Origin of the sequence: Streptomyces cyanogenus (assembly GCF_017526105.1) — a bacterium.
GTDB classification, from domain to species: Bacteria; Actinomycetota; Actinomycetes; order Streptomycetales; family Streptomycetaceae; genus Streptomyces; species Streptomyces cyanogenus.
Genome location: NZ_CP071839.1, coordinates 1,763,502 through 1,776,090 on the forward strand (window position 1 = coordinate 1,763,502; position 12,589 = coordinate 1,776,090).

The following is a 12,589-nucleotide window of genomic DNA, read 5'->3' on the forward strand; positions in this document are numbered from 1 at the left end:
CCGTGTCACCGTCTTACGACGTCATCGTCATCGGACTCGGCGGCATGGGCAGCGCCGCCGCCCACCACCTGTCCGCGCGCGGCGCCCGTGTCCTGGGCCTGGAGAAGTTCGGCCCGGTCCACAACCGCGGCTCCAGCCACGGCGGATCACGCGTCACCCGGCAGTCGTACTTCGAGGACCCGGCCTACGTGCCGCTGCTGCTGCGCGCCTACGAGCTGTACGAGGACCTGGAACGGGCCACCGGCCGGGACATCGCGGTCCTGTCGGGTGGCCTGATGGTAGGCCCGCCCGGGTCGCGGACCGTCTCCGGTGCCCTGCGCTCGGCCACCGAGTGGGACCTGCCCCACGAGATGCTCGACGCCAAGGAGATCCGCCGCCGCTTTCCCACACTCAACCCCTACGACGGCGAAGTCGCCCTGTACGAGGCGAAGGCGGGCCTGGTCCGGCCGGAGAACATGGTCGCCGCACACCTCCAGCTGGCCACCCGGCAGGGCGCCGACCTGCACTTCGAGGAGCCGGTGCAGCGCTGGGAGCCGTACCGGGACGGAGTGCGCGTGCACACGGCCGAGAACACCTACACGGCCGGGCAGCTGGTGATCTGCCCCGGCGCCTGGGCGCCTCGGCTGCTCTCCGACCTCGGGGTGCCGTTCACCATCGAGCGGCAGGTCATGTACTGGTTCCAGCCGAAGGGAGGCACCGAGCCGTTCCGGCCGGAGCACCACCCGGTCTACATCTGGGAGGACGCGGCCGGCGTGCAGGTCTACGGCTTCCCGGCCATCGACGGCCCGGAGCTGGGCGCCAAGGTCGCCTTCTTCCGCAAGGGGCAGGAGACGACTCCGGAGACCATCGACCGGACGGTGCACGAGGACGAGATCCGGGCCATGGCGGACCACATGTCCCGCTGCATCCCGGACCTGCCCGGCACCTTCCTCAAGGCCGCGACCTGCATGTACTCCAACACCCCGGACGAGCACTTCGTGATCGCCCGGCACCCCGCGCACTCCGGGTCGGTGACCGTGGCCTGCGGCTTCTCCGGGCACGGGTTCAAGTTCGTGCCGGTCGTCGGCGAGATCCTGGCCGACCTGGCGCTCACCGGTTCCACCGCGCATCCGATCGGCCTGTTCGACCCCGCCCGCCCGCACGCTCGACCGCACTCGAGCGGGGCGACCACCACCGCCGCCGCGCCCGCCTGAGGAGCCCGCCCGTGACGACGATCCCGATCTCCCCGAGCCCCGTTTCCCCGAGCCTCATCGCGACCCTTCCGGGCCACTACTACACCGACCCGGGGGTCTTCCGGCTGGAGCAGGAGAAGCTGTTCGAGTCGATGTGGTTCTGCGCCGTCCGCAGCGGCGATCTGGACAAGCCGGGCGCCTTCCGCACGGTCCAGGTGGGCCGCGAGAACGTCATCATCACGCGGACCCGCACCGGAGAGCTGCGCGCCTTCCTCAACGTGTGCCGGCACCGCGGGGCGCGGCTGTGCACCGAGGAGTCAGGCGAGGTGCGGCGCAGCCTCCAGTGCCCGTACCACGCATGGACGTACGACCTTGACGGCAAGTTGATCGCCGCACCCAACTTGATCAAGATGCCCGATGTCGACCGGGTCGAGTACGGGTTGATCAAGGTGGCGCTGCGCGAGTGGCTCGGCTACGCCTGGGTCTGCCTGGCCGACGAACCGCCCTCCTTCGAGGACACGGTGATGGACGCGGCCGTGGAACGGCTCGGCGACGCAGCCGCCATCGAGCACTACGGCACCGAGCGGCTGGCCCTGGGCAAGCGCATCACCTACGACGTGCGGGCCAACTGGAAGCTGATCGTCGAGAACTTCATGGAGTGCTACCACTGCGCGACGATCCACCCCGAACTCACCGAGGTGCTCCCGGAGTTCGCCGACGGCTACGCCGCCCAGTACTACGTCGGCCACGGCGCGGAGTTCGGTACGGAGATCAAGGGCTTCACGGTGGACGGCAGCGAGGGCTTCGCCAAGCTGCCGGAGGTGAGCGCCGACCAGGACCGCCGCTACTACGCGATCACCGTCAAGCCGACCGTGTTCGTCAACCTCGTCCCGGACCACGTGATCCTGCACCGCATGTTCCCGCTGGCCGAGGACCGCACGGTGGTGGAGTGCGACTGGCTGTACGCACCGGAGGTGGTGGCCTCGGGCGCGGACGTGTCGAAGTCCGTGGAGCTGTTCCACCGCGTCAACGTCCAGGACTTCGAGGCGTGCGAGCGCACCCAGCCGGCGATGTCCTCGCGCGCGTACCGCCGGGGCGGGGTGCTGGTCCCGAACGAGCACCACATCGGCCTCTTCCACACGTGGCTCCTGGACCGGCTGGGGGAAGCCCATGCCTGACCTGTTCATCGACGGCGAGTGGCGGGGCGCCCTGGACGAGCGCACCCGGGAGATCCGCTGTCCCGCCGACGGCTCCCTGGTGGGGGTCGTGGACGAGGCCGGCGGCAAGGACACCGTGGAGGCCGTCGCGGCAGCCCGGCGCGCCTTCGACACCGGCCCCTGGCCGCGTACGCCCGCCGAGGAGCGCGGCGACCTGCTGCTGCGGGTCGCGGACCTGCTCGCCCGGGACCAGGAGGCCCTGGCCCGCGCGGAGTCCCTGGACACGGGCAAGCGGCTGGTGGAGAGTGCGTACGACATCGACGATGTCGTCAACTGTTTCCGCTACTTCGGGCGGCTGGTGGCGAGCGAGACGGGCCGGGTGATCGACACCGGGCGGCCGGACGTGGACAGCCGGGTGGTGTACGAGCCGGCCGGCGTCTGCGCCCTGATCACGCCCTGGAACTACCCGCTGCTGCAGACCGCGTGGAAGGTCGCCCCCGCGCTCGCCGCCGGGAACACCTTCGTGCTGAAGCCCAGTGAACTGACCCCGCACACCGCGATCCACCTGGTCCGGCTGCTGGCGGAGGCGGGGCTGCCGCCGGGTGTGGCCAATCTGGTGCTGGGCGCCGGTCCGGAGGCGGGCGCCCCGCTCGCCGACCACCCGGACGTCGACCTGGTCTCCTTCACCGGCGGTCTGCAGACCGGCCGCCGGCTGATGGCGGCGGCGGCCGGCACGGTGAAGAAGGTGGCGCTCGAACTCGGCGGGAAGAACCCCAACATCGTCTTCGCGGACGCCGGCTTCGAGGCGGCGGTCGACATGGCGCTGACCGCCGTCTTCCTGCACTCGGGCCAGGTGTGCTCCGCCGGGGCCCGGCTGCTGGTCGAGGACGCGCTGCACGACCGGTTCGTGGACGAGGTGGTACGGCGGGCCGGGGAAATCCGGCTCGGCGGGCCGTTCGACGAGCGGGCGCAGACCGGACCGCTGATCTCGGCGGCGCACCGGGCCAAGGTCGAGGCGTACGTGGCGCGGGGGCTCACGGAGGGCGCGGTGCTGCGCTGCGGCGGGGCCCGCCCCTCCGGTCCCGGCTACGACGAGGGCTTCTACTACCTGCCGACCGTCCTGGACGAGTGTACGAGCGGCATGTCGGTCGTCCGGGAGGAGTCCTTCGGACCGGTGCTGACGGTGGAACGGTTCAGCTCCGAGGAGGAGGCCGTCCGGCTCGCCAACGACACCGTCTACGGCCTCGCCGGCGCCGTATGGACCGGCGACGAGGCGCGGGCCGCGCGGGTCGCGGGGCGGCTGCGGCTCGGCACGGTCTGGATCAACGACTACCACCCGTACGTGCCGCAGGCCGAGTGGGGTGGTTACAAGCAGTCCGGGTTCGGACGCGAACTCGGACCGGCGGGGCTCGCCGAGTACCGCGAGACGAAACACATCTGGCGCAACACGGCGCCGGCAGCGCAGGGCTGGTTCGACTGACAGCCAGAGGAGTCCTCTCATGACGACCACCGAGCAATCGCCAGGCCCCCACCACCAGGACGACGCCGAACTCGCCGAGTTCGGCTACAGACCCGAACTCAAGCGCACCCTCGGCAACTTCCACACCTTCGCCGCTGGGATCAGCTACATCTCGATCCTGACGGGCACCTTCCAGCTGTTCTACTTCGGCTACGGCAGCGGCGGTCCGGCCTACTGGTGGTCGTGGCCGATGGTGTTCGTCGGCCAGTTCATGGTGGCCCTGTGCTTCGCCGAACTGGCCGCCCGCTACCCGGTGGCCGGCTCGGTCTACAACTGGTCCAAGAAGATCGGCAATCCGCATCTCGGCTGGCTCGCCGGATGGATGATGCTGATCGCGTCCATCGTGTCCATCTCGGCGGTCGCGCTGGCCTACCAGCTGACGCTGCCGCAGATCTCGTCGGTGTTCCAGTTCGTGGGGGACGGCACGGGCAAGTACGACGTGGCGACCAACGCGGTCGTCCTCGCCGCCGTGTTGATCCTGTTCACCACGCTGGTCAATGCGTTCGGCGTCAAGCTGATGGCCACGATCAACACAGCGGGTGTATTCATCGAGTTGATCGCGACCGTTGTATTGATCATCCTGTTCGCCGTCCACATCACCCGTGGTCCTCAAGTCGTCATGCAGACGAACCACACGGGATCGGGCTACTCAACGGGTTACCTCGGCGCCTTCCTGGTGGCCTCGCTGGCCTCGGCGTACGTCATGTACGGATTCGACACCGCCGCCTCGCTCGGCGAGGAGTCCCTCGACCCGTCCCGGAACGCCCCGCGCGCGATCATCCGGGCGATCGTCGCCTCGTTCGTCCTGGGCGGTCTGGTCCTGTTGCTGGCGCTCATGAGCGTCTCCAGCCTCAAGGGCGACAAGCTGTCCACCGACGGCCTCCAGTACGTCGTGCTCGACGTGCTCGGCCCGACGGCCGGCAAGGCGATGCTGTGGTGCGTGCTGATCGCGGTCACGGTCTGCGCGCTGGCCGTGCACACGGCGGCGATCCGGCTGGCGTTCGCGATGGCCCGGGACAACAACCTGCCGGCGTCCTCACTGATGGCCCGGGTCAGCCCGCGCTTCCAGACCCCGGTGCTGCCGGCCGTGATCATCGGTGTGCTGGCGCTGGCGATCCTCGTGGTCAACATCCGCCAGCCGCAGATCTTCACCGTCGTCACCAGCATCGGCATTGTCATGATCTACCTCGCCTATCTGGGCGTCACCGGGCCGATGCTGGTGGCCCGGCTGCGCGGACGGTGGCAGCCCGCGGGCGAGGGCAGGTTCTCGCTGGGCCGCTGGGGACTGCTCGTCAACATCGTCGCGGTGGTGTGGGGCGCGGCCATGACGGTGAACCTGATCTGGCCGCGCGCCTCGGTCTACAACGCCTCGGCGCCGTACCACTGGTACCTGCGCTGGGGCGCCGTCCTCTTCGTCGCGGTCATCGCGGGCGGCGGCTTCGTCTACTACTGGTGCGTCCAGCGGCACCGCACCGGCGTGCTCGCCGAGCACCGCCTGGACACCGCCCCCGCCCCGGCCGCTCCCCTCGCCACTCCGACGGCCGAGTGATTCCGCCCCGATTCCGGCTGACCTGGAGGTCACATGAGCATCGATGAGTTCGACTACGTCGTGGTCGGCGGCGGCACCGCGGGCAACGTCGTGGCCGCCCGGCTCTCCGAGGACCCCTCGGTGACGGTGTGCGTGCTGGAGGCGGGCCCCAGCGACGTCGGCGACGACGACGTCCTCAGGCTGGAGCGGTGGATGGGGCTGCTGGAGTCCGGCTACGACTGGGACTACCCGGTCGAACCGCAGAACAGCGGCAACAGCTTCATGCGGCACGCGCGCGCGAAGGTGCTGGGCGGCTGTTCGTCGCACAACTCCTGTATCGCCTTCTGGGCGCCCGCGGAGGACCTGGACGACTGGGCAGCCCAGGGGTGTACGGGCTGGAGCGCGGCCGACCTGTTCCCGCTCTACCGGCGCCTGGAGAACAACGACGCGCCCGGCGACCACCACGGCCGCACCGGCCCGGTGAAGCTGCGCACGCTGAAGGGCGGGGACCCGTGCGGCGCCGCCCTGCTGGAGGCGTGTGCGCAGGCCGGCATACCGACGGTCCCGTTCAACACCGGCAGGACGGTGGTGCGCGGGGCCAACTGGTTCCAGATCAACTCCGACGAGAACAACATCCGCCAGTCCTCGTCCGTGGCCTATCTGCACCCGGTCCTGGGCAAGCGCCCGAACCTGGACGTGCGCACCGGGGTACGGGCCAGGAAGCTGGTGCTGGAGGGCCGGCGGTGCGTGGGCGCCGAGTACCTGGACCCCGACCTGGTGCACACCCGCACGGTCCGGGCCCGCCGCGAGGTGGTCGTCTCCTGCGGCTCGATCGACTCCCCGAAGCTGCTGATGCTGTCCGGCATCGGCCCGGCCGGGCATCTGCGCGAGGTCGGCGTCGAGGTCGTGGTGGACTCCCCCGGTGTCGGCGAGAACCTCCAGGACCACCCCGAGGGCGTGATCATGTGGGAGGCGAAGCAGCCGATGACCACCACGTCCAGCCAGTGGTGGGAGGCGGGCATCTTCTATGACACCGAGCCCGGCCTGGACCGGCCCGACCTGATGTTCCACTACGGCTCGGTGCCGTTCGACATGAACACCGCGCGCTGGGGCTACCCGACCTCGGAGAACGCGTTCTGCCTCACCCCCAACGTGACGAAGGCGAAGTCACGCGGCACGGTACGGCTGCGGACGCGGGACTACCGGGACAAGCCCAGGGTGGACCCGAGGTACTTCACGCACGAGCACGATGTGCGGGTGATGACGTACGGGCTGAAGCTGGCCCGTCGTATCGCCGCGCAGCCCGCGCTGAGCGGCTGGGCGGGCGCCGAGCTGGCGCCGGGGCCGGACGTCCGCACGGACGACGAGCTGCTGGACTACATCCACAAGACGCACAACACCGTCTACCACCCGTCCTGCACCGTCAAGATGGGCGCCGACGGCGACCCCTCGGCCCCGCTCGACGCGCGGCTGCGGGTCAAGGGGATCGAGGGTCTGCGGGTCGCCGACGGGTCGGTGATGCCCGACCTGATCGCCGTCAACCCGTGCATCACGACGATGATGATCGGCGAGAAGTGCGCGGACCTTCTGAAAGAGGACGCCTCGTAGCCCGCCGCTACGGGGCGCTCGGTGCCGGCTTCTTGTACATCCTCGTCGCCGTGATTTCGCTGTGCACCGTCTCTCCGGCCTGGGGCTGCTGGGGCAGTCCGGGCCGGAGGTGTTCCTCCACTCTGATGTACTTCAGGCCCGCCCGGAGGTCGGCGTCGTTGCGCAGGCGGATGACCAGCGGGAACTCGGCGAGGGCGGTCGTGTCGAACAGGCCGGTGGTGTAGAGCAGCTGGACGCCCAGCGCGTCGGAGACGGCCCGCTGGAGCTCCAGCAGGTAGGTCGCGTTGGCGCGGCCGATCGGGTTGTCCAGGAACAGCGTGCCGGCGTGCCGGTGCTTGTCCCGCCCCCGGTCGTTCGAGCGCAGCGCGGCCATCGTGCAGTACAGGGCGATGGCCGCGGTGAGCAGCTGGCCGCCCGAGAACACGTCGCCCATCTGCCCGACGGGGACGCGCTCGGCGCGCAGGACGGCGTCGGGCTTGAGGATCTCGACGGCCACGCCCTTCGGCTGGAGCGCCGCCGCGACACCGCGCAGCAGCAGGGACATGCCGTCGCGGCGCAGGTCGGAGTTCTTCTTGACGGCCGCGCGCGTGGCCTCGTCGATGACCTCGCCGAGCCGTTCGGTCAGCGTGGCCTGGTCGGGCTCCTCGAAGCGGATGCGCAGGAACTCCTGTCCGGACCACTCGCCGAGCCCTTCGGGCAGCCGGGAGAGCCGCTGGGCGGAGCGGAGCGTCGCCAGCGCCGACTCCACGAGTCCGCGCAGCCGGTCCACGATCGAGTCGCGGTTGCGCTCCAGCTGGGCCAGCTCGTCGGTCAGGACGCGCAGCCGGGGCGCGAACGCGTCCGCCCACTTCTGGGCGTGCTCGGGCAGCGCGGAGGCGGGCAGTTCGCGGATCTGCTGCCGGGCCGGGGTGCGAACCTGCTCGTAGCGGGTGGAGTTGGCGTGCCGGACGAGGACGTCGCTCGCCTCGCGCACGGCCGCCTCGGCGGCGGACAGGTCGGCGGCGCAGCCCCGCAGCGAACGGCGGGCCTCGGCGGCGGAGTGCCGGGCCTCCTCCAGGGTGCCCGGGTACGGCTCCGGCTCCTCCTGCTCCTCCTCGGCGGTGTGTTCGCGCAGCAGGTCGCGGAGCATCGCGGCGATCTCGTCGAAGCCGCCGGCCGCGTCCTCGGCGGCGCGGTGGGCGTCCAGCAGCTCCGCGTGCGCCTCGCGGGCCTCGGCCAGCGCCTCGGTGCGGGCGGCGAGTTCGGCCGTGGCGGTGCGCAGCAGCGCCTGGGCGTGCTCGGCGTCGCGCGGGAGAAGTTCCTCGGGCAGCTCGGTGTGCGCCGCACCGTCCTCGGGCGCGAGCCGTTCCGCCTCGCCGCGCAGCCGGCCGAGCTGCTCGCTCGCGGTCGACATCCGGGTCTCCAGGAGCTGCACCAGCTCCTCCGCGCGCGCGGCGGCGGCCTGCCGGGAGGGCCCGTCGGATCCGTCGGGCGACTGGAGCAGCTGCTCGGCCCGGGTGCGGACCTTGTTGCTGAGCCGGTCCAGTTCGGCGCGGGCGGCGCTCTCGTCGCTCTCCGCGCGGGCCTGCTCGGCGCGCAGGTCGGCGCCGACGCCGACCTTCTCGTACACCTGGGAGGCGGCCCGGTAGGCCTCGCGGAGGGCGGGCAGGGACGCCTTCGGGGCGTCGTCGTCCGCGACGGGTACGTCGTCGGGGGCGCCGGCGATCTCGGAGCGCTCGGCGCGCAGGGCGCGCGCGGTGCGGCGGGCATCGTCGGCGGCGCGCTGGGCGGCGCGGCGGTCCTCGTCGGCGGCGCGGGCGCGCTCCAGGCAGGCCTGGGCGCGGGCCTCGGACTCCGCGGCCTCGTCGGCGAGTTCGCGGAGCTTCACCTGCCAGCCCGCGCGCTCGCGCAGCCGGAAGGCGAGGCCGGCGAGGGCGTCGGCGGCGCGCCGGGCCTTCTGCGCGGCCTCCTGCCGTTCGTCACGGATTCCTGCGGCCTCGGCGGCGGTCTCGTCCGCCTCCACGCGCACGGTGCGGGCTTCGGCGAGTTCGGCCTCGGTCTCCTCGGCGAACGCGCGGGCCTCCTCCGCGGCCCGGGCCAGTTCGGTGAGGCGCCCGGCGGGGCAGCCGGTGCGCCAGGAGGCGAGCCGCGCCGCCAGTTCGCGGTCCTTGCCGAGGCGGGCGGCGAGGGCGCGGATCTCCTCGTCGCGCTCGGTGGCCCGCGCGCGCAGCGCCCGGCGTTCCTCGTCGGCGGCGTGCTCGTCGTGCATGGCCGGGTTCGGCGGCACCAGGAACACGTCGGCGGCGGTGCCCGCGGCCGGGGGCGGGGCGAGCAGCGCTGCGGCGGTGCCGACGGCGACGGCGGAACGGGGCAGCAGGGCGGCGTCACCGAGGGCCTCGCGGGCCCGCGCGTGCGTGTCCGGGTCGGTGATGATCACACCGTCGACCAGTTCGGGGCGGGCGGCGAGCACGCGCGCGTGGTCGGCGGGGTCGACGGCCTGCGCGAGGTAACGCCAGCCGGGCAGGGCCGGGATGCCGTGCTCGCCGAGGAACTCGACGGTGGCCAGCACATCCGGGCCGGGCGGCAGCAGTCCGCCGTCACCGAGCGCGCCGAGGATGCGGGCGTCGTCGGCGGCGGCCGTACGCAGGTCGAACAGGTGCCGTTCGGCGGTCGACACGGCGTCGTCGAGGAGTTCGCGCAACTCGTCGGCGAAACGGTCGAGTTCCTCGGGGGTGAGAGCGCCGCCCTGGGCGGAGCCGCCGGCCGGTGCGCGCGTGCCGTCGGCCGCTTCCGTCCTGGGCGCGGGCACCCGTGCCGTCCCGGGCGCGCCCGGCAGGCTCAGCAGTTCCGCGAGCCGCTCCTCGGCGGCCAGCGACTCCGCGAGGCGCCGCTCGGCCTCGTGGGCGCGCTCGGCGGCGGTCGCCGCGTCCGCCGCGCGGGCCGCGGTCAGCTCGGCGCGGGACTCGGCGGAGGCCGCCTCGCGCGCGTGCTCGGTGGCCTTGCGGGCGGCCTCGCGGGCCGCGTCCCAGGCGGCCACGGCGGTCTTCTCGGCGTCGCTGGCGGCGAGCGCGGCACGTGCCGGGTCGGCGTCCGGGGCGCTGTCGTCCAGCCATCCCGCACGGACGGCCTCGGCGGTCTCCTGCTCCACCTCGGTGAGCCGCTGACGCAGGTGTCCGGCCTCGCTGCGGGCCCGCTGCGCCTCGGTGGCGGCGGCGGTGGAGTCCCGGTAGGCGGAGTCGCTGACCTCCTGGAGGGCTGCGGAGCGCTCCTCCTCCTCGTTGGCGAGGGCCTCGGCGCTCTCGGCGGCGGCGTGCAGGGCCCGTACGAGGTCCACGGCGGCCTTGGCGCGGGCGGCGAGCGCGGGCGCCGCGTCCCGTTCGGCCTCCTGGATGGCGGCGGACACGCGGGCCACGCGATCGGCGGCGGCACGGTGGCGCAGCACGACCTCGGCGGCCTGCCAGGCGGAGTGCAGGGTGCGGGCGTCGGCCAGCTCGCGCTTCTGCGCGGCAGCGGACTTCTCGGCGGCGGCCAGCGCCAGCGAGGCGTGCCGGTAGGCGAGTTCGGCGGCGATGAGGGCGCTGCGCTCGCGGGCGCCCTCGGAGTGCGTGACCGCGTACGCGGCGGCCGTCACCTGCTGGGCGAGGTCGGCGGCCCGGATCCGCTCCTGCACGGCCCGCGCGGACAGCCGCCGCGCCAGCGTGCGGGTGCGGCGCTCGGCGCCCGCGTGGACGTCACGCGCGCGTGCCCGCGCCTCGGCGGCCTCCACGATGCGGCCGAGCAGGTCGACGGAGCCGGCAGTGAAGTCCCGTTCGGCGATCAGCTCGGCGCGCCGGCCGAGCTTGTTGCCGAAGCCGCTGACGAGGTCGGCCAGGCCGTCGGTGTCGCGGGTGTCGGTGACCGCGCGCAGCAGCAGGTCGGTGAAGTCGGAGTCCTTCTTGACCGCGAAGAGGCCGGCCGCCTCGCCCTCGTCGGCGTTCATCTCGCGCTGGTAGCGGAAGAGTTCGGGGTCGAGGCCGAGGTCGCCGAGGTGCTCGGTCCAGCGCTCGTGGATCTCCTCCCAGTGCACCTCCAGGTGCGGGTACGCCTTGCCGGCCTCCATGAGGGCGTCGCGGAAGCCCTTCATGGTGCGGCGGCGGCCGTGCGCGCCGGAGGTGCCCTCGGCGGGCGGCCGTACGGCGGTGGACTCGGCGACGGGCAGGTTGTCCAGACTGAGGCCGGGGCCGGGCCGGAAGGAGTACCAGGCCTCGGCGAACTTGCGCGGGTCGTTGGAGACCTGCCGCCCGCGCCACTCGCTGACCTTGCCGACGACCACGCACTCGCCGGTCTGCACGTGCTGCCACTCCAGGGCCACGTGACCGCAGTCGTCGGCGAGCAGGAACTTGCGCAGCACGCCCGAGCTGGCGCCGCCGAGGGTGTTGCGGTGGCCCGGCAGCATCACCGAGAAGATCAGCTTGAGCAGGACGGACTTGCCGCCGCCGTTCTCCAGGAACAGCACGCCCGCGGGCGCGGGCCGGCGCGGCGGACCGGACGGCTCCTCCTCGAAGAACTCCGCCTGCGTGGGCGCCGGGTCGGGCACGGGCTCGCCGACTCCCCGCAGGTCCAGCACGGTGTCGGCGTAGCGCGCACCGGCGGGACCGATGGAGTAGAGGCGGACCCGGGACAGCTCGTACATGGCGGACTCTCGTAAGTCTGATGAAAGGTGCGGTGGTTCAGGGGTTGCTGGAGCTACGGGAGCTCCAGGCGTCAGGAGTGGAACGGCAGTCCCGCGTCGGCCACCAGGTCCAGGTCGTCGGTGTCCTCGGCGGGCAGCAGGGTGGCGGTGCCGTCGGTGACCGGGACGACGCCCAGTTCCAGCAGCTCGGCCAGGGCGGCGCTGCCGGCCATGTCGCGGACCTGGAGCTGGTAGCGGGCGGTGGTGCGGTACGTGCCGCCGTTGTCGTCGCCGGTGCGCTGCAGGAAACCGGAGTCGGTGAGGAAGGCCAGGGCCTTCGCGACGATGCCGGTGGTGGAGGCGGACGGCCTGCGGGCGTCCTTGGTGGCGCCGGTGGCGCTGCGTCTGGCCCAGATCCGCCAGGCGGCCTCCAGGCCGGGCGCGTCGCTCGCCGGGTCGGTGTTCTCGCCCTGCTCCTCGGCGCGCTCCTCCAGGCGGCGGCAGGCCTGCCGCACGAAGGCGTCGACGCCGTTGACGGTGACCCGGCCGATGTAGGAGTCGTCGGCCAGGTCCTCGGGGCGTGGGAACGCGAGCGCGGCGACCGCGAGATGGGCGAGTCCGTGCAGGAAGCGGTCGGCGGAGTCGGCGGCGGTGCGACGCGCGTAGTCCCCCATGCGGACGGCGAAGACCGAGTCCTCGGCGGCGGTCACGGCCATGCCCGCGCGCGGGGACACCTCCAGCACGACGAGTCCGAGGCCGGCGGCGACGGCGTCCGCGAGCCGGGCGAACGCCGGGTCCTCACGGTAGCGGCGCAGCAGTTCGGTGTACTCCTGGTCGCGCGCGGGCGCCAGCTTGGGCTGTAGTCCGAAGGCGACGAGCCGCGCCGCGTCGGCGGCGTCGGCGGGGGTGACGGCGGAGCCCGCCGGCGCGGCGGCAGGCTCGGGTTCACTCCGGTCGACGTGCTCGGTCACGGGT

Annotated in this window: 7 protein-coding genes; 5 read left to right on the plus strand and 2 right to left on the minus strand. The window is 72.7% G+C overall.

The annotated features are described in order from the left end of the window. The first annotated feature begins 2 nt into the window (after nt 1-2). Genes solA through S1361_RS07830 form a run of 5 tightly spaced genes read left to right on the plus strand, consistent with a single transcriptional unit; the run spans nt 3 to nt 6,984 of the window. Nucleotides 3-1,193, plus strand: coding sequence for an N-methyl-L-tryptophan oxidase (gene solA, locus S1361_RS07810; RefSeq protein ID WP_208031114.1), 1,191 nt, complete (start codon nt 3-5; stop codon nt 1,191-1,193). A gap of 11 nt (nt 1,194-1,204) precedes the next feature. Then, on the plus strand, nt 1,205-2,350 hold the full coding sequence (locus S1361_RS07815) for an aromatic ring-hydroxylating oxygenase subunit alpha (RefSeq protein ID WP_208031115.1): 1,146 nt from the start codon (nt 1,205-1,207) through the stop codon (nt 2,348-2,350). Continuing rightward, entirely contained in the window at nt 2,343-3,809 is a 1,467-nt protein-coding gene (locus S1361_RS07820) for an aldehyde dehydrogenase family protein (protein WP_208031116.1), read from the plus strand. Before S1361_RS07815 ends, S1361_RS07820 begins: the two co-directional genes overlap by 8 nt. A gap of 19 nt (nt 3,810-3,828) precedes the next feature. Further along, nucleotides 3,829-5,397: an APC family permease gene (locus S1361_RS07825; protein WP_208031117.1), complete on the plus strand. Its 1,569-nt coding sequence runs from the start codon at nt 3,829-3,831 to the stop codon at nt 5,395-5,397. Nucleotides 5,398-5,430: 33 nt separating this feature from the next. Then, nucleotides 5,431-6,984, plus strand: coding sequence for a GMC family oxidoreductase (locus tag S1361_RS07830; protein ID WP_208031118.1), 1,554 nt, complete (start codon nt 5,431-5,433; stop codon nt 6,982-6,984). Nucleotides 6,985-6,991: 7 nt separating this feature from the next. Here the strand turns inward: S1361_RS07830 and S1361_RS07835 are convergent, their stop codons facing one another. Next, nucleotides 6,992-11,635, minus strand: a complete 4,644-nt coding sequence (locus S1361_RS07835; RefSeq protein WP_208031119.1) for a coiled-coil domain-containing protein — start codon at nt 11,633-11,635, stop codon at nt 6,992-6,994. A 71-nt stretch (nt 11,636-11,706) separates the two neighbouring features. Then, nucleotides 11,707-12,585: a hypothetical protein gene (locus S1361_RS07840; RefSeq protein WP_208031120.1), complete on the minus strand. Its 879-nt coding sequence runs from the start codon at nt 12,583-12,585 to the stop codon at nt 11,707-11,709. Nucleotides 12,586-12,589 lie beyond the last annotated feature (4 nt).

Bases quoted from the DNA above. Each gene is read 5' to 3' on its own strand.
- S1361_RS07820 (WP_208031116.1), top strand. From the start codon at position 2,343: ATGCCTGACCTGTTCATCGACGGCGAGTGGCGGGGCGCCCTGGACGAG.
- S1361_RS07825 (WP_208031117.1), top strand. From the start codon at position 3,829: ATGACGACCACCGAGCAATCGCCAGGCCCCCACCACCAGGACGACGCC.
- S1361_RS07830 (WP_208031118.1), top strand. From the start codon at position 5,431: ATGAGCATCGATGAGTTCGACTACGTCGTGGTCGGCGGCGGCACCGCG.
- S1361_RS07835 (WP_208031119.1), bottom strand. From the start codon at position 11,635: ATGTACGAGCTGTCCCGGGTCCGCCTCTACTCCATCGGTCCCGCCGGT.